Source organism: Natrinema versiforme, assembly GCF_005576615.1.
Lineage (GTDB): Archaea > Halobacteriota > Halobacteria > Halobacteriales > Natrialbaceae > Natrinema > Natrinema versiforme_A.
In genome coordinates, this window is the sequence record NZ_CP040330.1 from 2748003 (window position 1) to 2766495 (window position 18493).

22 protein-coding genes are annotated in these 18493 nt (G+C 67.0%); 10 read left to right on the forward strand and 12 right to left on the reverse strand.

What is annotated here, in order from left to right; genetic code table 11:
- Positions 1-130: 130 nt before the first annotated feature.
- Positions 131-1318 (forward strand): bifunctional sugar-1-phosphate nucleotidylyltransferase/acetyltransferase, encoded by a 1188-nt coding sequence (glmU, locus tag FEJ81_RS13475; protein ID WP_138245776.1) that lies wholly within the window; start codon positions 131-133, stop codon positions 1316-1318.
- Between the two features lie 163 nt (positions 1319-1481).
- Positions 1482-2204, forward strand: coding sequence for a hypothetical protein (locus FEJ81_RS13480; RefSeq protein ID WP_138246791.1), 723 nt, complete (start codon positions 1482-1484; stop codon positions 2202-2204).
- 275 nt (positions 2205-2479) lie between these two features.
- Here the strand turns inward: FEJ81_RS13480 and FEJ81_RS13485 are convergent, their stop codons facing one another.
- From FEJ81_RS13485 to FEJ81_RS13510, 6 genes are all read right to left on the reverse strand, one after another.
- Positions 2480-3334, reverse strand: coding sequence for a carbon-nitrogen family hydrolase (locus tag FEJ81_RS13485; protein ID WP_138245777.1), 855 nt, complete (start codon positions 3332-3334; stop codon positions 2480-2482).
- Between the two features lie 25 nt (positions 3335-3359).
- Positions 3360-3794 (reverse strand): SRPBCC family protein, encoded by a 435-nt coding sequence (locus tag FEJ81_RS13490; protein WP_138245778.1) that lies wholly within the window; start codon positions 3792-3794, stop codon positions 3360-3362.
- A gap of 109 nt (positions 3795-3903) precedes the next feature.
- Positions 3904-4128 carry a DUF7123 family protein gene (locus tag FEJ81_RS13495; RefSeq protein WP_006429547.1) on the reverse strand — a complete coding sequence of 75 codons (225 nt, stop codon included), beginning with the start codon at positions 4126-4128 and terminating at the stop codon, positions 3904-3906.
- A gap of 112 nt (positions 4129-4240) precedes the next feature.
- Positions 4241-4426 (reverse strand): DUF7525 family protein, encoded by a 186-nt coding sequence (locus FEJ81_RS13500; RefSeq protein WP_138245779.1) that lies wholly within the window; start codon positions 4424-4426, stop codon positions 4241-4243.
- 73 nt (positions 4427-4499) lie between these two features.
- The gene (locus tag FEJ81_RS13505) at positions 4500-5531 is read right to left on the reverse strand and encodes a phosphate uptake regulator PhoU (protein WP_138245780.1); all 1032 of its coding nucleotides are present in this window, start codon (positions 5529-5531) and stop codon (positions 4500-4502) included.
- Positions 5532-5686: 155 nt separating this feature from the next.
- Positions 5687-6832: an ATP-NAD kinase family protein gene (locus tag FEJ81_RS13510; RefSeq protein ID WP_138245781.1), complete on the reverse strand. Its 1146-nt coding sequence runs from the start codon at positions 6830-6832 to the stop codon at positions 5687-5689.
- 157 nt (positions 6833-6989) lie between these two features.
- On the opposite strand from FEJ81_RS13510, the gene FEJ81_RS23240 reads away from it, so the two are divergent.
- The gene (locus tag FEJ81_RS23240; protein WP_175416421.1) at positions 6990-7130 is read left to right on the forward strand and encodes a hypothetical protein; all 141 of its coding nucleotides are present in this window, start codon (positions 6990-6992) and stop codon (positions 7128-7130) included.
- A gap of 13 nt (positions 7131-7143) precedes the next feature.
- Here FEJ81_RS23240 and FEJ81_RS13515 read toward each other — a convergent pair whose 3' ends face one another.
- Entirely contained in the window at positions 7144-7827 is a 684-nt protein-coding gene (locus FEJ81_RS13515; RefSeq protein WP_138245782.1) for a competence/damage-inducible protein A, read from the reverse strand.
- Between the two features lie 164 nt (positions 7828-7991).
- On the opposite strand from FEJ81_RS13515, the gene FEJ81_RS13520 reads away from it, so the two are divergent.
- From FEJ81_RS13520 to FEJ81_RS13540, 5 genes are all read left to right on the forward strand, one after another.
- Complete coding sequence (locus FEJ81_RS13520) at positions 7992-8348, forward strand: winged helix-turn-helix domain-containing protein (RefSeq protein ID WP_138245783.1); 357 nt, start codon at positions 7992-7994, stop codon at positions 8346-8348.
- A gap of 219 nt (positions 8349-8567) precedes the next feature.
- A complete protein-coding gene (locus FEJ81_RS13525; protein WP_138245784.1) occupies positions 8568-9047 on the forward strand; it encodes a 6-pyruvoyl trahydropterin synthase family protein in 480 nt (159 codons plus the stop codon).
- A gap of 1 nt (position 9048) precedes the next feature.
- Entirely contained in the window at positions 9049-9852 is an 804-nt protein-coding gene (locus tag FEJ81_RS13530; protein WP_138245785.1) for a 7-carboxy-7-deazaguanine synthase QueE, read from the forward strand.
- Between the two features lie 15 nt (positions 9853-9867).
- Positions 9868-10614: a 7-cyano-7-deazaguanine synthase QueC gene (queC, locus tag FEJ81_RS13535; RefSeq protein WP_138245786.1), complete on the forward strand. Its 747-nt coding sequence runs from the start codon at positions 9868-9870 to the stop codon at positions 10612-10614.
- Positions 10615-10703: 89 nt separating this feature from the next.
- The gene (locus FEJ81_RS13540) at positions 10704-11180 is read left to right on the forward strand and encodes a hypothetical protein (RefSeq protein WP_138245787.1); all 477 of its coding nucleotides are present in this window, start codon (positions 10704-10706) and stop codon (positions 11178-11180) included.
- A gap of 10 nt (positions 11181-11190) precedes the next feature.
- On the opposite strand, the gene FEJ81_RS13545 is transcribed toward FEJ81_RS13540, so the two are convergent.
- Complete coding sequence (locus tag FEJ81_RS13545; protein ID WP_138245788.1) at positions 11191-12417, reverse strand: iron-containing alcohol dehydrogenase family protein; 1227 nt, start codon at positions 12415-12417, stop codon at positions 11191-11193.
- A gap of 62 nt (positions 12418-12479) precedes the next feature.
- A complete protein-coding gene (locus tag FEJ81_RS13550; RefSeq protein WP_138245789.1) occupies positions 12480-13427 on the reverse strand; it encodes a 2-dehydropantoate 2-reductase in 948 nt (315 codons plus the stop codon).
- Between the two features lie 387 nt (positions 13428-13814).
- On the opposite strand from FEJ81_RS13550, the gene FEJ81_RS13560 reads away from it, so the two are divergent.
- Positions 13815-14147 (forward strand): hypothetical protein, encoded by a 333-nt coding sequence (locus tag FEJ81_RS13560; RefSeq protein ID WP_138245790.1) that lies wholly within the window; start codon positions 13815-13817, stop codon positions 14145-14147.
- Between the two features lies 1 nt (position 14148).
- Here FEJ81_RS13560 and FEJ81_RS13565 read toward each other — a convergent pair whose 3' ends face one another.
- From FEJ81_RS13565 to FEJ81_RS13575, 3 genes are all read right to left on the reverse strand, one after another.
- Complete coding sequence (locus FEJ81_RS13565; RefSeq protein ID WP_138245791.1) at positions 14149-15363, reverse strand: inorganic phosphate transporter; 1215 nt, start codon at positions 15361-15363, stop codon at positions 14149-14151.
- A 307-nt stretch (positions 15364-15670) separates the two neighbouring features.
- A complete protein-coding gene (locus FEJ81_RS13570) occupies positions 15671-16309 on the reverse strand; it encodes a molybdenum cofactor guanylyltransferase (protein ID WP_138245792.1) in 639 nt (212 codons plus the stop codon).
- Between the two features lie 99 nt (positions 16310-16408).
- Positions 16409-17263, reverse strand: a complete 855-nt coding sequence (locus FEJ81_RS13575; protein WP_138245793.1) for a hypothetical protein — start codon at positions 17261-17263, stop codon at positions 16409-16411.
- Between the two features lie 322 nt (positions 17264-17585).
- Here FEJ81_RS13575 and FEJ81_RS13580 point away from each other — a divergent pair, with 322 nt between their 5' ends.
- Positions 17586-18488, forward strand: a complete 903-nt coding sequence (locus FEJ81_RS13580; RefSeq protein WP_229504713.1) for a hypothetical protein — start codon at positions 17586-17588, stop codon at positions 18486-18488.
- Positions 18489-18493 lie beyond the last annotated feature (5 nt).

Consider the following 18493-nt stretch of genomic DNA (forward strand, 5'->3'; position numbering starts at 1 on the left):
GCCCACGAGGTAGAGGCCCGCCACATCGACGCGGCGTTCGATTTCCCAGCAGTATTAACGGAACGCTCGTCTTTCATTTTCTACTCGCGAACGAATCGCTTATCCGGGGATTCGTGGAAGGGGCGAGTACATGAAGGCAGTCGTTCTCGCGGCGGGGCAAGGAACGCGAATGCGACCGCTGTCGGAATCGGTGCCGAAGCCGATGCTCCCGGTCGCCGACCGACCGCTCGCGGCCCACACCGTCGACGCGGCGATCGAGGCCGGAACCGACGAAATCGTGCTCGTGATCGGCTACGAGGCCGAGACGGTCCGGGACTACTTCGGCGCGGAGTACCGAGGCGTCCCCGTCTCCTACGCCGTCCAAGCAGAACAGGCCGGAACCGCCGACGCGGTCAACGCCGCTCGAGACCACCTCGAGGGCCCCTTCGCCGTCCTCAACGGCGACAACCTCTACGATCAGGCTGCGATCGATCGGCTGTTCGACGCCTGTCCGGCGATCTGTGCGATCGAGGTCGAGCGGCCGAGCAACTACGGCGTCCTCAGCACCGAACCCGGCGGGGACCGCGTCACGGAAATCGTCGAAAAGCCCGACGAGCCGCCGACGAACCTCGCCAATGCGGGGGCCTACGCCTTCCCGGCCGAGGCCCGCGAATGGCTCGAGGTGCCGGCGAGCGAGCGCGGCGAGCACGAGATCACCGACGTGGTCGCCCGCGTGATCGACGAGTACGACGTCACGCCGGTCACGCTCGAGCGCTGGCTCGACGTCGGCCGGCCGTGGGAACTCCTCGAGGCAAACGAGTGGAAACTCGCCGCCCTCGAGCGCCGGATCGACGGCGACGTGAGCGAGGACGCCACGCTCGAGGGGCGGGTCGTCGTCGAGGAGGGCGCGACGGTTGACCCCGGCGTCGCGATCGAGGGCCCGGCACTCGTTCGTGAGGGTGCCGAAATCGGACCGAACGCGTACGTCCGCGGCGCGACGCTGGTCGGCCCGGACGCGGAAGTCGGGCACTCGGTCGAGATCAAAAACAGCGTCCTCTCGCGGGGCACGTCGGTCAGTCACCTCTCCTACGTCGGCGACAGCGTCCTCGGCCGGAACGTCAATTTCGGCGCGGGGACGAACGTCGCGAACCTCCGCCACGACGACGCCGATATCGAGTTCACCGTCAAGGGCGACCGCGTCTCCACCGGCCGCCGGAAGTTCGGCGTCGTCGCCGGTGACGAGGCCAAGACGGGTATCAACACGAGTCTCACGCCCGGCCTGAAACTCGAGGGCGGCGCGACCACGCATCCCGGCGAAACCGTCGATCGGGACCGATAACCGGTGACGGCGGACCGTCTCTAACGCCGTTCGCCGGCTGTTACCACCGCTTTTGGCGAATGGTTTTCTTCCGGTAGTCGTTGCTCGAGCACCAGTGTTTATGCCCCTCTGCTGACTGGTGGCACGCATGTCGTCGGCGACGGTTCGCGGAACGATCAGGGGGATGGGGAACCGAGCGAATCCGGCGTTTGCGGTCGCCGTCGTGGTGGTGCCACTCGCCGCACTCGGCTACGCGGTAACGGTCGCGACGATCCAGCAACACACCTTCGTCCACGTGATGGCGGGGATTCTGTGGACGGGGTTCGACGTCTTCATCGGTGCCGTCCTCGGGCCGATCATCGGCGGTCTCGACGACGAACAGAGCGCGGCGGTGTTCCAGCGGCTCACGCCCAAGACGGCGTTTCTCCTCCCGTCGCTCGCGTTCGTCACGATCGCCGGCGGCATCACGCTGGCCCAACGAACCGGCATGTTTCCCCACGCCGAGTCGTGGCTGGCGCTGTTTACCGCGGCGAACCTGATTCCAATCTTGCTGTTGCTTGGCTGGCGGCTGAACGCGTGGCGTGACCGGCGCTGGCAGGTCCCGTTCGCCCTCGCGACGGTCGGCTCGCTGGCGTGGATCGCGCTCACCATCAACGGGTTCGCGATGACCGATCCCGCGATCGCCGTCGCGCTCGGAATCGTCACGATCCTCTCGGTGCAGGGATTCGGCTTCCTGTTGCCGGGCGAACTCCGAATGTACAAGGAGATGCGCTCGGCCGATCCCGACCCGTCGGTCATTTCCGCGATCGGCCAACAGAACGCGATGCTCGGCGGCGTGCAGGGTTTCTTCCAACTCGTCCTCATCCTCGATATGGTCTATCTGCGCTACGGCGGCTTCCCGTTCTGACTCGAGCGAAAACGGTCGAGAATGGGCGAAGACGAACCTCGTGAGTCTCGGATCGAAGTCGAATGGTATCGAAACGAGAGCGCGGCGAAAGGTGGGACGAGGAGACGGGTGCGGGCGTGACGCTCGGTTCCCGGGAAACCGAGCGCGCGACGGGCCGGAGCGACGCGCAATGCCGGTGAGACGTGAAAAGCGCCTATGCCGGCATCCGTATTGAGAACGTGCCGAGATAAAAAGTCAGCGGTCGGTCCCCGCCACAGCGTGCGATTCCGTGACGGTCACAGTCGCCGGTCCCGCAGCGCCGGAAACTCCTCGCGGACATCGGCGACCGTTCCGGGATCGATTTCGGTCGTGACCAGCGCCGGCTCGTCCCCGCTCGAGGCCAGCGAGACGCCCCACGGGTCGTAGACGCTCGAGCGGCCCAACAGGGTGGCGTCGTCGAACTCGCCGGCCCCGTTTACCGTCGCGACGTAGGCCTGATTCTCGATGGCGCGGGCCCGCGAGAGCGTCGTCCAGTGTTCGATACGTGGATAGGGCCACGCGCTCGGAACGAGTACCAACTCGACGCCGTCGTCGACCAATCGCCGGTAGAGTTCCGGGAACCGCAGGTCGTAACAGGTGGTCACGCCGACGGTCAGCCCGCCGATCGACGCCGTCTCGAGTCGCTCGCCGGGGACCAGCAGCTCCGACTCCGCTGACTCGTAGCCGAACAGGTGGTGTTTCCGGTAGACGAGTCGGAGGTCGCCGTCGGCGTCGAACAGCGCGGCGGTGTTTGCCAACCCGTCGTCGGCCGGCGTCTCGACGGTTTCGGTCGCCCCCAGATCCTCGACGATGCTACCAGCAAGGACGGCGATCCCGTGGTCGGCGGCCGCCTCCCGGAGTCTGGTGAACGTCTCGCCCGCGAACGGCTCCGCGTTGCGCGCGTAGAGATCGAACGCGAAGTAGCCCACGTTGAACAGTTCCGGCAGCGCGACCAGATCGGCCCCGCGAGCCGCGGCCCGCGCCACCGCCTCGAGCGCTCGGTCGACGTTCGCCTCGACCTCGCCGGCCTCCACCCGAATCTGTGCGAGCGCGAGTGTGAGCGACTCGCCGGTGGCGGCGCCGGCGGCCTCGGCGTTCGTATCGACGGTCATACTCCTATCGTGGCCTCCACCACCGTTACTGTGTCGTCTGGAGGTCCCGTTCGAGCGCGCGCTGGAGGTTCTCGAGTTCCGAGTCGAGATTGCGCTTGAAGAACTTCTCGACGCCCGGTAGCTTGCCGTCGACGACGAAGGAGTTCTCGAGGCGGGCACCGTCGTCCGTTTCGACGATCTCATGTGTGCCGGTGACCTCGAGGACCTTTGATTTCCCGACGAACTCGACGTACTCGGGCGGTCTTCGGGTGACGTCCTCGGTGTTTACGGTGACGGTCTTTCGGACGAGGGGGATGGGGAGTTGCACGTGCCAGGTCACCCGTCGTCCGTCCGGATCGTCCACCGAGTACTCTTCGACGACGCTGATCGCCCGGGCGCGGTTCGCCGGATCGGCGATGAACTCCCAGACCCGCTCGGGCGATGCCGACACGTCGAACGACCGGTCGACCCGTACAGTCATGCCCGTACGTGTGCGATTGTCGGATAAAAAGACCGTGGACCGCGGGCGGTCGCCGGCGTCAGTTCGAGCGGTGGCAGTCGGGCCCCGGCCGGGGTCCGTTCGAACCGACTCAACTGATCGTGACGCGCCACGTCGTCGATCGAGCGCGACCCCATTTCTCGATGTCGACTTCGTCTGTCTTCTCCGCGAGATGGGGAAGTCGAGCGCCTACCTGTTTCGACGAGAGTCCGATCGCGTCCGCGATGTTTTTCGCCCGGAAGTACTGCTCGCCGCGGGCGGCGCTCTCGCGGAGGTACGAGATAATTCGCTGCTCTTCGTCGGAATAGTCGGTCATCGTCCGTGGGTCCCTCTAAGTGGTCGTCGGTCTTAACTTTTAACGGCCGATACGGCCCGATCGCGAGTGAATCGCCGTCGAGTATCGGGACCGACCCGCGATTCGATCGCCGTCAGTGCCAGTAGAGGTGGATGCCGACGACCGCCAGCGAACTAAAGAGAACGGCCGCGGCGAAGCCCCACGCCGCCGTCACGTCCGGTGCGCCAGTGAGCATTAACAGTGCGCCGATCACCGCGAGCGCCCCCAGTGCGAGCGCCAGTCCGACGCCCTTGTCCGTCGTCTCGGATTCCGTAGCCATGCCCGGGCGTTGTGTGTGGGGTCTCTTAACTTCACTCATTCTGACGGGCTGTCGGTGGACGCCGGCGGCTCGATCACTTGATGGTCGTGTGCTCGGACTCCTCGTTCAGCGCGAGGTTCGCCGCTATTTCGGCGTTTCGCATCGCGTACTGGGCGGTCTGCTGCAGACTGACGAGCACTTCGCGGATCCGCAGCAGGTCCTCGTTGTCCATCTCGGGCAGCCCCGAGAGGATTTCCTGCTCGAGGTCGTCGATCTCGTGGAACAGTTCGCGGACCTCGTTGGACTTGTCGTAATCGCGCTCGACGGCCGCCTCGACGGCTCGGGAGGTGATCTCATCGACGAGGTCGTTCAGCTCTCGGATCTGGCGCATCACCGAACTGTCGACGTTCAGCGTGTGCCCCTGGGTCTCGATGACGATTTCGGCGATGTCCTCGCCGTTGTCGGCGGTCAGCTCGAGGTTCTTCGCGATCGAGCGGTAGCCGATGAGCGGAAAGCCGGTGTTCAAGCCGACCGCTCGCGCGAGGTTGGGGTTCTGGTAGGCCGTAAAGATCAGGCGAAGCAGGAGGACGAAGATCTTGTTCGCCTGGCGCTCCCGGTTGAGCGCGCGCTGGGCCAGGTCGGGGTTGCCGTGGGCCAGGGCCTTGATCCCCTCGCCGCGCATCGTCTGGCCGGTTCGCTCGAGGCGCTCGAGGAGGTTGTCGAGTGTGAAGTCCTCGGGGTCGACCGAACAGCGGATCGAGATGCTCTCGGGGGTCTCCTCGATGACGCCTAGCCCCATCAGCTGGGTTTCGGCCTGATAGACCGCGTTGATGTGGTCTGACTCGAGGGCACCGTCTTCGCGCTCGATGCGGATGATCCGCCGGCCGAGGACGTACTGGGCGACGATCGCGCGCTCGACGGCGTTGGCGTCGAGGTCGTCGGTGTGAATGATCGCTTCCGTTTCCTCCGAACTCGCGGACTCGGGCATCACGGTCAGGGTCCCCTTGCCGCTGGTCCGCAGGGACACCTCGTCGCCTTTCTCCACGTCGTGTTCGGACGCCCACTCCGCGGGGAGTGTCATCGCCAGCGTCGACGGGCCGAGTCGTTGCACTTTCCGCGTTTCCATAGGACACCCTACGATCGACCCGACCTTAATCTTGACTATATGGTCATTATACACGACCGAATCGTTATATGGTTCACTTCCGTGACTGTTCTGACGAACACCTTATATGCTTGCTCGCTGACAGGGTGGTCCTTAGACACTTCCGGGGACGTACCCTAGGCGACGTTCACAAGACGGGTCGTAAATCGACCCGTTCGGACCTGCAGCCAGCCTCTGAGCTCCTCGTCGATCACCTCGTCGTCGGTATCGACGCGCAGCGAATCGATCTCGTCGAGTTTCTCGGCGGCGGCGACGACCGAAATCTCGTCGGCTCGCCGGATGACCGCGGGCGAAATCTGGTGGTTTCCGCGACCGAAAACGAATCCCTGCCCGCCGATCGGCGAGACGACGATCGTGATCGGGTCCGCGACGACCGCGAGAATGTCCGACTCCGCGGCGTCGCGGGCGAGTAGTTCCCCGCGCTCCGTGTTCGAGTCCGCCGTGTTCACCTCCGACTCACCGCGTTCGGCCGCACGCCAGACATCGACGCCGAGCGGTGAGGGATCGATGCCCAGTTCTTCCTCGATCGCACCGACGGTGCTTCCGGGCCCGAAGACGTAGGTTCGCCCCGGCTCGACCTCGCGGGCGAATCCCGCGGCCAGCGAGTCGACGCTGCCGCTCGAGACCTGCTTGCTCGACTGGACCGCCGGAGCGACGGGCACCGGGACGACGGCCTTGAGTTCCGTCCGGACCTCCCCCTCGCGGTAGGCGTCCTCGTCGATATCGTTGACCTCGCGGGCCTCGACCCGGTCGAACTCGGCGGCGATCCGGCCGGCGTCGGCCGGCGTCACGCCGAAGACCGACGAGTAGATCTTGACGCCGGCCGGCACGCCGAGCATCGGCGTCTCGCCCTCGGCCGCCTCGAGCACCTCCGCGACGTCGACGGCCGTCCCGTCGCCGCCGACGAAGAACACGAGGTCGACTCCGCGCTCGAGCAGCGCGCGGACGGCCGCTCGGGTATCGGCCGCCGTCGTCGCCGCGGTTTCGGTGTCGCTGCCGTCGGCGTCGGCCGGTTCGTAGACGACATCGGGGTCGTAGCCCGCGTCTCGCGCCGCACGTTCGCCCATCGCGCCGGCGGCCGTGTAGACGGTGATATCGGGCGCACGGCGGTGCAGCGATCGCAGCGCCTCCCGCGCTCGGTCCGGCGCTCGCGGCTCCGCACCGCGGCGGCGTGCCTCCGCCACGTTCCCGTCGGTTCCCTTCAGCCCGACCCGACCGCCCATCCCCGCGATCGGGTTGACGACGACGCCGATGGACTCCATAGCGAGAGATGGGAACGCCAGCCGGAAAGCCGTATCGCAGGGCTCGTCGGGGCCGGTGTGCCGCTCTGAGATGCCGCCGCGTGCGCAACTCGAGTCCGGTTTGCGGGACCAACTCGGTTTCTGAAAGGTTAAGAGGGATGCGGACGGATCGCCGATCATGTCTGCACTGATCGACGCCGCCGTTCTCGCGACGGAAACGGGAGCCGAACCGGAGCTACCGATGGCCGTCGTCGGCTGGGGGGCACTCGCGCTGGGCCTGCTGGTCACGATCGCGTGGCTCGCCTACTTCTACCGCTGAGGACTCGCGGAGCTCACCGAGAGTCGACCCGCTCGCGGAGCCACGCGGCCGCCTCCGCGACGGTCGCCTCGTCGGTCCCGTTCAGTTCGATCCGGACCGATTCGCCCGGATAGCTCCCGACGGAGACGTCGAACCGCTCGCGGAGTTCGGCGATCCGATCGAGCAGCGCGCTCTCCGGTTCGTCGGCGACGACCGCCTCCCGGTAGGTCGGCGTCCCGGTGAACTCCTCGGCGATCGACTCGAACATCGCCTTCATCTCCGAGGGCACGCCGGGCAGTACGTAGATGCCCTCGAGCACCGCACCGGGGGCAACGCCCGGCTCGTTGTGGAGCGCCCGCGCGCCAGCCGGTAGCTCCGCCGTCCCGGATGCGAGGTCGTCGCGAGTGTAGCCGTCCGCCTCGAGCCACGCGAGGGCGTCCTTGTGTTCCTCGACCGACCGACCGAGCGCGGCCGCGACGCCGTCCATGGTGATGTCGTCGTGCGTCGGCCCGAGGCCGCCGGTGACGATCACGGCGTCGTACTCGGCGCGGTACTCGTTGACGACGCGGGCGATATCGGCGACTCGATCCGGGACCGTGGTCACGCGCTCGACGGTGACGCCGCGATCGGCGAGTCGCTCACAGAGCCACGTGGCGTTCGTATTCGTCGTTCGTCCGGCGAGCAGTTCGTCCCCGACGGTCACGACCGCGACGTTCATACCGGTCGTTCGAGCCCGCTCCTCAAATGGGTCTCGTCCTCGAGTCGATCGTCACTATTGTCAGTGTTCTGTCCTCCTGGCGAGTGATCACTGACGGATATCACATAAAGTAGTAGCCGCGATAACCACAAGATTCAATTTAGGTAATTAGTAACGAAGAGAGTATGTCTCGGAGTCGAACACAACATACCGACGCGGATTCGGCCGCGATCCTCGCCGCGCTGGGTAACAAATACAGTGCGGAAATCCTCTGTGCGGCCGGAACGCCGAAATCTGCGCAGGCGTTGAGCGAAGACATCGAGATCCCGATCGCGACCTGCTATCGCCGGATCGAAGAACTCGTCAACGCCGGACTGCTGACCTGTGAGGGGCGACAGCTCTCCGACGAAGGGCGACGGACGAACATTTACCGACGCACACTCGACGAGATCGAAATCGATTTCTCCGACGAGACGCCCGCGTTCTCGCGGAAGCGTCGCACGGAAGCCAAGAACAGACTGCAAGACCAGCTCACGGACTGAGATCGACCGGGTGTCCCGTCGGAACGTCACACGCCGCTCGAGCGAGTCGTACCGTCGTCGCCGCGGATCGCTGTTGCTGCAGTATCTCTCTCGAGAGAACGTCGATTACGCCATAGAGCGCCCAATCCCGTTGGTGAATCTCTGGTCCGCTCGTGGGCGGCCGACCTGCGTTCGATCGCACTCGGCCATCTTTAAGTATTCTCTCGAGAATATGAAGGTATGACCGAATCAGCCGCGGAGCGCGACGACGTACCCACCGACACGGCGGACGACGGGGTCGTCGGAACCCCGCGCGTCCTCCGTGTCGGGCACGATCAACCGATCAGGATCAGTGCCGGCCACCGGCTCCAACACCACGACGGCAAGTGTTCGCGACCGCACGGGCACAACTACGAGATCGCCGTCACCGTCACGGGTCGCCTGACGGAGGAGGGATGGATCGCCGATAAAGGAGATATTACCGACGTGATCTCAGAGTGGGACCACATGTTCCTGCTCGAGGCCGGCGATCCCCTCGTCGAGGCCTTCGAGGCGGCCGGGGACGACGACGGGGTCGTCGTCCTCGAGCAGCCGCCGACGGCCGAGGTGATGAGCGTGCTCCTCGAGCGAAAACTCGCGGCGGCGCTGCCCGAGACGGTGACCGACGTGGCGGTCCGGGTCAGCGAGACGAGCGAGCTCTGCGGAGGGAGCGAGCGCTGAGATGCCGGTTTCCGATTCCGTCGATCGCGAGGCCGGGACCGAGACCGATTCGGGAACCAGCGGCGACCGCGAGGGGCTGCCGATCAACGAACTGTTCGCCTCCCTGCAGGGCGAGGGTACCCTCGCCGGTGTGCCGTCAGTGTTCGTCCGCACGAGCGGCTGTAACCTCCGATGTTGGTTCTGTGACTCCTATCACACGTCGTGGGAACCGACCCACGCGTGGCTGGGACTCGAGGACATCCTCGCCGAGATCGAGTCCTACGACGCCGATCACGTGGTTCTGACCGGCGGCGAACCCCTGATTCACGAGGAGAGCGTCGCCCTGCTCGAGGCCCTCGACGACCGGGGCTACCATACGACCGTCGAAACCAACGGCACGATCCACCGCGACGCGCCGATCGATCTCGCCTCGATCAGCCCGAAACTCGAGAGCAGTACGCCGACGCCCGAGCGCGCGCCGGACGGCGTCGACGAGGCCGACGCGGAGCAGTGGGCCGAGCGCCACGAGCGCGACCGGACCGACATGGACGCGCTGGCCGGTCTCGTCGAGGACTACGAGTTCCAACTCAAGTTCGTCGTGACCGACGCCGAGGACATGCCGGAAATCCTCGATCTGCTTGCCGCGCTCCGTGACGCCGCCGACGTGCCGATCCGCGACGACGATGTGCTTTTGATGCCCGAGGGTGCGACCCGCGACCGGCTCGCGGAGACCCGCACCCGCGTCGCCGACCTCGCGATGGAACACGGCTTCCGGTACACGCCGCGACTGCACGTCGACCTCTGGAACGACGCGCCCGAAACCTGAGACTGCACGCGACTCATGACCGACACCACTGACACCGACGACACCGCGACCGACGAATCGACTTCCGAACGCAACCGCGCCGTCGTCCTCCTCTCGGGGGGCATGGACAGCGCCACCGCCGCCTACGAGGCCCGCCAGCGGGGCTACGAGATCTACGCCCTGCATACCTCCTATGGCCAGCGCACCGAGGACCGCGAACTCGAGTGCGCCCGCCGGCTCGCCGACGAACTCGACGCGGCCGATTTCCTGCGACTCGAGACCGATCACCTCTCGGCGATCGGGGCCTCGAGTCTCACCGACGACGAGATGGCCGTCGCGGACGCCGACATGGAGAGCGACGAGATTCCGACCTCGTATGTCCCCTTCCGGAACGCGAACCTGCTCGCGATGGCGGTCTCCTACGCCGAGGCGAACGACTGCGAGGCGGTCTTCATCGGGGCACACAGCGAGGACTTCTCTGGCTATCCCGACTGCCGCCCCGAGTTCTTCGAGGCCTTCGAGAACGTGGTCGACGTCGGCACGAAACCCGACACCGAAATCTCGATCGAAGCGCCGTTCGTCGAGCACTCGAAGACCGACATCGCGGAGCGCGGCGTCGACCTCGCGGTCCCCTACGAACACACGTGGAGTTGCTACCGCGAGAACGAACCCGCGTGTGGCACCTGCGACGCCTGCGCCTTCCGGCTGCAGGCGTTCCAGAATATTGGCGTGCGCGACCCGATCGAGTACGCCGAGCGGCCGTCGTACGTCGACGATTCGTAGCGACCGCGTCGCCGCACTCGCCTTCGCGTTCGGCAGTCAATGGAAACCTTCACCATCCGACACGTCGAACGGACCGCTAAGGGCTCGCAATGCGTGACTGGTTCCGAGACGACGACGGGGGCTGGCAGATTCCGGACGGACGACGCGGCGAGTTCGTCGCGCTGCTCGTCGGACTCCCGTTATATATCGCGTATCTCCGCTGGGATATCGGACTCCCGCAGCCCCTCGAGTACTGGCCGGCGGTGCTCCTCGGGGCGTGTTGCGGGCTGCTCTACGTGACCACCTATCGGGACCGCATCGCCGATCGCGTTCCCGACTACACCCCTGACTGGGCCGACGCGGGGCAACTCCTCTCGCTCCTCCTCGGCGGCGCCGGTCTGAGCCTCCTCAGGCTCGTTCACATCGCCGATCCGACGCTGGTGTTCCTGCTTTCGGCGTGCGGTACGGTCCTGCTGTGTTACGCCGTCAGACTGTGCTCGCCGGTCCACCCCGGCCTCGAGCCGCCGCCCCGCGGGGCTGAACCGCCGCCGGCGGTCGATGGGACGGACCCCGGCGTCGATCGCTGAGACGATCGTCTTACCACGCCGCCTCGAGCACCGCTTCGATTTCGTCGACTGAGGGGTCCAGTCCCGGCGGTGCGTTCGCCATGAACGCGTCGTTCAGGATCGACTCCGCGACCGCGGTGAACGCCGCGGGCTCCGGGCCGTCGACCTCGCGGAGTTGCGACGGGAGGTCGAGCCCGTCCCGGATCGCCGCGACCGCCTCGACGACTGCAGCGCCGTGGTCTGCGGCACTGTCGACGCCGAGCGCGGTCGCGAGCATCCCCGCCCGCGCGTCCACGCCATCCCGATCGAACAGGTACTCAAGGACGTGGGGCGCGACGACGCCGTGAGCCACTCCCTGCTGGACGTCGTCCGTTCGTGCGAGCCCGTGGCCGAAGGCGTGAATGATCGAGGCCGTCGTCTCGCCGGGCCGCGAGATGCCGTACTGGACGAGCACGATCCCCTCGAGTATCGTCTCGAACGTGCCGGTATCGCGGCGCCCGTCGCCGAACGCACCGAGTCCGTCCGCGAGTTTCTCGAGGCCGTGTCTGGCCGTCGCGTCGGTCACCGGCGTCGCGTTGCTCGCGTAGAGCGTCTCGATTCCCTTGTCGAAGCCGTTCATCGCCGAGCCCGCCAGCACCGACTCGGGCGTGGTCGCGACCAGTTCTGGGTCGTAGACCGCGGCCGCGGGCATCAGTCCGGGACCGGAGAATCCCCCGCCGATCTCCTCGTCGACCACCCCCGAATCGGGCGAGGCGGTGACGCCGGCCACTATCGAGAGGTCCGCGCCCGCCAGCGTGGTTGGCACCGCGACGATCGGTACTAACCCGTCGTCGGGGACCGAAAGCGTGCCCGACTCGGCGAACTCCCGGCCGACGGCCGCTGGGCCCCGGCCGGTCGCCGCGAGGACGCTGATGACCTTCGCGACGTCGAGACTGCTGCCGCCGCCGAGGCTCACGAGCGCGTCGGCGTCGACGTCCTCGAGCCGGTCGCGGCCTTCGAGGGCCGTCTCGAGGCGCTTCTCCGGCGTCGTCTCGTCGAAGACGCCGGCGAGCCGATCCCCGAGCCCCGATTTCACCGGTTCGATCACCGTGGGCGTCTCACCCACCGTCGAGCCGCAGACGACCAGCGCGCGCTCGAGGCCCTGTGCCTCGAGTTCGGCCGCGAGGTCGTCGACGCAGCCGGCACCGAACCTGATGGTCGACGGCTCGTACTCGAACCGAAAGGACCGGTCGCGGTCGCTCGAACTGGACGGAGTCATGGCTGTCCGTACGACCGACGTGCTGTTAAAGGGACGCGGCGGTGCTCCGCTCGAGGCGGTTATCAGACGCTGAAATCGATACTGAGCTGCCGCTCGGCCCGGTCGGCCCACGGCCGCAAGATTGCGTGGACCGCCTCGTTCATCGGCGCGTCGATGTCGACCGCGTCCGCGTGGCGAACGACGGAGCCGTGCAGCGCCTCGAGTTCCAGTCGCTTGTCGTGGGTCAAATCGTAGTGCAGCGACGAGTACATCTCCGGCTCGAGGTCGCGCGCGAATTCGAGCCACTCGTCGACGGTGTCCTCGGGGAGGTCGACGCCCTCGGCCCTGCCGACGGCACAGACCTCCTCGATGAGCCGGCGGTACATCGCCCACGAGGCGTCGGTCTCGCGGATCTCGCCGACGGGGAGCCGGGTCGTCGCGGTCATCCCCGCCTGCGCGCAGATGAACGCGAACTTGCGCCAGAGTTCGACGCGAATGTCCGCGGCGAGCACTGCGTCGACGCCCTCGCTCTCGGAGAGGGCCGCGTCGAGTTCCTCGATTCGGGCGGTCCGCTCGCCGTCGAGTTCGCCGTAGACGAACCGCGCCGGGCCGCCGGTGTGTTCGACGACCCCGGGCTCGCCGATAGTCGAGAAGATGTAGGCCACGCCGCCGACGACGTGGTCCGCGCCGATTTCCTCGGCCAGCCACTCCTCGTTGTCGACGCCATTCTGGAACGAGACGACGGCCGTGTCGTCGCCGAGCAGCGGCTCGAGGTCCGGTGCTGCGTCGCGCGTGTCGTGGGCTTTCACGCAGAAGAGGACACAGTCGCACGGCCCGATATCGGCCGGGTCGTCGGTCGCCGGGAGGTCGATCGCCGCGTCGCCGCGGACGCTCTCGAGGCGCAGTCCGTCGGACTCGAGGGCGGCGAGATGGTCGCCCCTCGCGACGAGGTGGACCTCGTGTCCCGCGTCGGCGAGGCGTGCTCCGAGGTAGCCGCCGACGCCGCCGGCACCGAAGACAGCGAATTTCATACGCTCCGTACGGACAGATCGGTCAAAGGGGTTGTGGGCTGCCGGGCTCGCTCGAGCGTCAGTACCGGTCGTCGGAACCCGGCGCTCGAGTCGTTTGCTCGCGTTGGCGTTACCGCCCCGAACCGCCCGTGTTGCAGCGACCGTTACCACCCCGCGACGTAACGGACGGTATGGGCGGTCCCGATCTGGAAGACGGGGACGGATCGGCCGATCCCGACCGCGACGACTCGTCCGCGTCGCCGAGGAACTGGGCCGCGAGGTCGCGATGCCGGCGCGGGCGCGAGAGATCGTCGGGAACTGAGAGCGAGCGTTCGACGGCGGTCCGTCAGGGACCCGGAGGAACGCTTCGGCCCAACCCTTACAACGCCCGACCCGTGGTGAGCTAGTATGGACCTTCAACGAGGCGGCTTGGAGGACCTCGAGGGGCGACTCCGAACGGCGATCAGCCGAATCAGTGAACTGCAGGCGGGAATGCGGGTGACGTCCGACGAATTCTTCTCGGACCCGTTCATGTGCGAGCACACGCAGTTTCGCTCGTTTCCCGCGTTCTGCGAGGCGAGTCCGTGGTCGCTCGAGAGGCCGCGGACCATCCAACGGGTGAACAGACGGCGACTCGACGCCTACGTCGCGGAGACGACGGACTTCGAGAGCTGGGAGGCGATGAAGACGCAGGCCGCCGAAGAAGAGATCATCGATCAGGCCGTCTCGGACGTTTCGTGAATCACGCGAGTCCCGGAACGGCGTGTAAGCCGTAATAGAGTCCGAAGCTGAGGATTCCCGCGCCGACCATCGAGCCGACCCACGATCCGACCGTGTAGCCGACTTTTCGACCCGAGACGCCGCCGCCGGACGAGTTCGCTGCGAGGCCGCTGCCGACGATACTCGCGATCATCACCTTGTTGAACGAGATGGGGATGCCGAGGACGATCGCCAGCTGGGCGATGAGAAACGCCGGGATGAGGGCGGCGATCGACCGTCGCGGGCCGAGCGAGGCGTACTCGTTCGAGACGGCCTGGATGAGCCGCGGCCCGCGCGTCCACGCGCCGAGGAGGATGCCGCCCCCGCCGAGCGCGAGCAGGTAGATCGAACTGAGTCGGAGATCCGATTCGAAGACGGTTTCCAGCGGACCGGTCGCCAGCCCGACCTGCGTGCCGCCGCTGGTGAAGACGACGACGAGGCCGAGGGCGATCAGGAACTGATCGATGCCCGCGGTCTCGTCCCGCCGGAGGAGCAGCCGCGTTGTCCCGAGCGCGGCGATCCCGACGACGGCGCTGACGAGCGCCATCCCGACCGTGTACGGTCCGACGAGTCGGGTCGAAACGAGGTGGTACCGAGCGGCGACGAACCGCGCGACTGAGCCTTGTGCGCCCGATTCGGTCGGAATGATCGTCAACTGGATGTTGGCGAGTGTGTAGCCGACGGCACCGGCGAGCGCGGGAATCCCGACATCGTCCGGAATCGCGTCGCTCCGGAGCCCGCGAGCGAGTCCGTACGCGAGGATCCCCTCGACGATTGGGATCGCAAACCAGAATCCGAGAATGACGGCGTATTCGTGTACTGCAAAGCCGCCGCCGAGGGCGATTCCGGCTCCGATCATCGCTCCCGTGACGGTGAAGGCCGACGGGATCGGGTAGCCGTACGAGTTGCCGACCGTGATGAGCGTCGCGGCGGTGACCAGCGCCGCGGCCGCCGCCAGCGGCGTGATGGTGACGCCGGTGACGAGATCCTTCCCGATCGTTTCGGAGATGCGCCCGCCCTGCAGTACCGCGCCGAGCCCGGCCACGAGACCGACGAGTAACGCCGCTCGAAGGACTGACAACGCGTTCGCGCCCACGGCGGGCGCGACGGGTGCGGAGTTGCTATTGACACCGACCGTGTACGACATGAAGAGCGCCGCGACGAGCGCGATACTCAGAACGAGCAGTACCGAAGCCATTCGTTAGACCACGCTCGATCGGTCACCGCGTCGTTCGCCACCCGTCGAAGCGGTCCGGACTCCCCGTCCTCTCATTTGGCTACAGGGTACTATCTGGAACCGATGAATCCGTCGATCTCCCCTATATCACCGTTTATTCTGCCACTATTCGAGATAACATATGACCGAGAGCGGACGGCCGCCGCGCCGTCTCGGCTCACGGGGCACCCCCGAGCGGGCCCGATTCTCGCACTGTCGGACGACGGTCAGTAACCACTCGATCGCGTCTCGAGTGCGATCGGTGTGTGCATTGATTTGTCCGACGGGATCACTCCCCCGCGAGTCGCTCGACCGCCGCCGCGAACTCCTCGCGGGTGTTGACGTTCTCGAAGGTCTCGAGGGTCGCGTGCTCGCGGACCTCGTCCTCGTCGACGACGACGTAGTCGAGTTCCAACAGCGGTTCGACGATCCGCCGCTCGCCGCGCTCGAGGGCGCGCTCGCAGGCCTCGACCATCGCTTGGGTCCGGTAGACGGCCTGTGTCGTCTGAAACCACTGGTCGTCGAGTCGGGGCACCGCGGCCTCGCGGCCGGCCGCCCGTTCGAAGAGGTGGTCGACGAGGTGGGGGTCGACGAACGGCATGTCGCAGGCGACGACGGCGGCGTACTCCCCCGCGGCGTCCCGGAGGCCGGTCATGATGCCCGCCATCGGCCCGCGGTCGGGGACCGGATCGACCGCGACGGACGCCGCCGGCCCGCCGTCGAGCGCCTCGCGGATCGCCGGCACCTGCTCGTCCCGGCAGTTGACGACGATCTCGTCGACGACCGGCTCGAGCCGATCGACGACGCGGCGGAGCATCGGCGTGCCGGCGAGGTCGGCGACGGCCTTGTCGTCGTCGCCGAAGCGGGTCGAGTGGCCGCCGGCGATGACGACGCCCGCGCGCTCGGTTCGCTCGGTCTCGGGGGGCATGGGCGACTGTTGGTCGACCGATCGCAAAAGTGTGCGGTCCCGGCGGTGGGTCGGCACGGCTCGAGCAACCCGGTCGGCCCGTTCACCACGGGATGGCCGTCACCGGTCAACTCCCGAGTCGTCGGCCGTCGCACCGGCCAACTCGAGCCACGGGTCGGCGCTCGCCTCCGAACAGACGCGTTCGACCACCGGGCGGTCACACTCCTCACAGACCGACCGGATACCGACGCGGGGCCGCCGACAGCAGTGCTCGAGACGCTCGGCGGTGGTCGGTAGCCGCTCGCGACAGGTCGGACAGTCGGTCCGCAACAGTCGCAGCCCCATCAAGAGGTCGCGCCGCTCGCCGACCTCGAGCGCGTCCCAGCCGTCGATTCGAGTTCGGAGTTCGGCCGCCGCGGCACTGTCGGCCGCGAGCGCCGCAGTCGATTCCCACCGGACCCGCTTCTGACCATCCAGGACGAACGCGGTCTCGCTGACTCGCTCGCTCTCGTCGGCCCCGAGCATCGATCCGATATCGGCCGCGCTCGGGTCGGCCGCGTCGCCGCTCGAGAGGCGGTCGTTCCACCGCCGTCGGAACGCGGGGGCGAGTCGGACCCCTCCCTCGTCGGCCGTCGCAACGCCGGCGGCGGTCAGGACGCTCGCGAGTCCGTCGGGGGAGACCGTCTCGATCGTCGGAGTGTCCGCTGTCGACTTGCCGAATCGCTCGAGGAGGCGGTCCGGGAGGTACCGTCGGGTGATCGTCGGGGTGCCCGGAACGAGGTAGCCCCGGAGGCGGATGAGAACCAGACAGACGCCGAACGCGAGCGCGCCGGTGATCGCGGACCCCGCGACGGCGAGGCCGGCCGCGAGGGCGAGCGCGATGGCGACGTTCACGGCGGTACACGGCAAACACCGATTATCACCGGTGTACGCGGGCTGCTCGAGCCGAGCGACTACCGCTGGAATGTCGACCATCACCGGTCACCCCGTGGTACGCGTCGAACGGTGAAAAAGCGCCACCGTAAGCTCCGGCGAGCACCATCGGCCGACGGAGGCGACTCGAGCCAGAACGGGTCGGGAACCCGGTGTTCCCCGCCACCGGTGGACGGGTGCCCTCTAGGGCCCGTCCGAGTCACTCTCGTCGCCCTCACTGGGGGCGCGGAACGGCCGACAGATAACGCGTCCACAGAATTATATCTATTCAATAATCATACTCATTTAGCCTGTCTCGAGAACCACTGAATTCATTGACAAGTATTATCAAATCACGAGGTGGCGGCAATTGTGCCGTGGTATCATGGCACAAATATCCACTGCGTCAGACATGACGGTCGCGGAACAACGCGATCTGGCGACGGCCCTCGGCGTTGAGACCCCAGGGGACGGGGCGATAACGTGGGAGCTACTCGCGGGACAGATCGAACCGCGGTCCGACTCGACGTTCGCCTCTCGAGGCGACGCGATTCGGGCCGATCTCGCCGGGCGACTCGATCGGGAGTTGCTCGAGCGGGAGCGGGCGGCTATCGCGGACGAAATCGGTCGGTTACCGGCCGTTCGCGATGCGGGCGTACCGGACGAGCAACACGGACTGTATACGGCGGTCGCGGAACCCGGGTGGCGTCTCTACGACCACCTGCTCGAGATCGGCTTCTTCGAGAGCCTCGACGAGAACCTGCCGCGGTTCACGGCGGATCACGTCGAGACGACGACGCGCGAACTGATCCTGACTGACCCGCTGTCGTCGGCGCTCGACGACGTCGGGTTCGACGAGTCGGAGAAGACGGCGCTGCTGGTCGACGTCGCGAACAACGACGAGCGGCTGGCCCGGTGGGTGCCGTCGAATCAGATCCCGGCGGGCGTCGAGTTCGAGACCGACACCGTGCCGCCGCTCCACCAGCGCGCGATGGGCGGGGCGCTGCTGTGGATCCGCGGGCTCGACAGACACCTCTGGCAGAACGAGGTGCTGGTCACCGACGACCTCCTCGACGCGGCGGTCAGGTACGTCAAGGCGATGCTGGGCGGGCTGTTCGTCTCGGCGACCGCCGCCTGCGACCTCGCCGGGGACGGGCGCTTTACGGACGAACAGCTGGCGGCCGCGCTCACCGCGGGCTCGGCCGTCCAGATCGTCAGTCAGGAGGAGCTGTTGCACACCGTCTTCTACGTCACGGACGAGATGCGCGCTCCCAGCGAACTGAGGTGATCACG

Excerpts from the sequence above, each read along its gene's own strand:
- FEJ81_RS13565 (WP_138245791.1), bottom strand. The coding sequence starts at position 15,363 with ATGGCTTCGGTACTGCTCGTTCTGAGTATCGCGCTCGTCGCGGCGCTC.
- FEJ81_RS13560 (WP_138245790.1), top strand. The coding sequence starts at position 13,815 with ATGGACCTTCAACGAGGCGGCTTGGAGGACCTCGAGGGGCGACTCCGA.
- FEJ81_RS13550 (WP_138245789.1), bottom strand. The coding sequence starts at position 13,427 with ATGAAATTCGCTGTCTTCGGTGCCGGCGGCGTCGGCGGCTACCTCGGA.
- FEJ81_RS13570 (WP_138245792.1), bottom strand. The coding sequence starts at position 16,309 with ATGCCCCCCGAGACCGAGCGAACCGAGCGCGCGGGCGTCGTCATCGCC.
- FEJ81_RS13500 (WP_138245779.1), bottom strand. The coding sequence starts at position 4,426 with ATGGCTACGGAATCCGAGACGACGGACAAGGGCGTCGGACTGGCGCTC.
- queC (WP_138245786.1), top strand. The coding sequence starts at position 9,868 with ATGACCGACACCACTGACACCGACGACACCGCGACCGACGAATCGACT.
- FEJ81_RS13520 (WP_138245783.1), top strand. The coding sequence starts at position 7,992 with ATGTCTCGGAGTCGAACACAACATACCGACGCGGATTCGGCCGCGATC.
- glmU (WP_138245776.1), top strand. The coding sequence starts at position 131 with ATGAAGGCAGTCGTTCTCGCGGCGGGGCAAGGAACGCGAATGCGACCG.
- FEJ81_RS13545 (WP_138245788.1), bottom strand. The coding sequence starts at position 12,417 with ATGACTCCGTCCAGTTCGAGCGACCGCGACCGGTCCTTTCGGTTCGAG.
- FEJ81_RS13485 (WP_138245777.1), bottom strand. The coding sequence starts at position 3,334 with ATGACCGTCGATACGAACGCCGAGGCCGCCGGCGCCGCCACCGGCGAG.
- FEJ81_RS13495 (WP_006429547.1), bottom strand. The coding sequence starts at position 4,128 with ATGACCGACTATTCCGACGAAGAGCAGCGAATTATCTCGTACCTCCGC.
- FEJ81_RS13510 (WP_138245781.1), bottom strand. The coding sequence starts at position 6,832 with ATGGAGTCCATCGGCGTCGTCGTCAACCCGATCGCGGGGATGGGCGGT.
- FEJ81_RS13575 (WP_138245793.1), bottom strand. The coding sequence starts at position 17,263 with ATGGTCGACATTCCAGCGGTAGTCGCTCGGCTCGAGCAGCCCGCGTAC.
- FEJ81_RS13530 (WP_138245785.1), top strand. The coding sequence starts at position 9,049 with ATGCCGGTTTCCGATTCCGTCGATCGCGAGGCCGGGACCGAGACCGAT.
- FEJ81_RS13515 (WP_138245782.1), bottom strand. The coding sequence starts at position 7,827 with ATGAACGTCGCGGTCGTGACCGTCGGGGACGAACTGCTCGCCGGACGA.
- FEJ81_RS13540 (WP_138245787.1), top strand. The coding sequence starts at position 10,704 with ATGCGTGACTGGTTCCGAGACGACGACGGGGGCTGGCAGATTCCGGAC.
- FEJ81_RS13580 (WP_229504713.1), top strand. The coding sequence starts at position 17,586 with ATGGCACAAATATCCACTGCGTCAGACATGACGGTCGCGGAACAACGC.
- FEJ81_RS13525 (WP_138245784.1), top strand. The coding sequence starts at position 8,568 with ATGACCGAATCAGCCGCGGAGCGCGACGACGTACCCACCGACACGGCG.
- FEJ81_RS13505 (WP_138245780.1), bottom strand. The coding sequence starts at position 5,531 with ATGGAAACGCGGAAAGTGCAACGACTCGGCCCGTCGACGCTGGCGATG.
- FEJ81_RS13480 (WP_138246791.1), top strand. The coding sequence starts at position 1,482 with ATGGGGAACCGAGCGAATCCGGCGTTTGCGGTCGCCGTCGTGGTGGTG.
- FEJ81_RS23240 (WP_175416421.1), top strand. The coding sequence starts at position 6,990 with ATGTCTGCACTGATCGACGCCGCCGTTCTCGCGACGGAAACGGGAGCC.
- FEJ81_RS13490 (WP_138245778.1), bottom strand. The coding sequence starts at position 3,794 with ATGACTGTACGGGTCGACCGGTCGTTCGACGTGTCGGCATCGCCCGAG.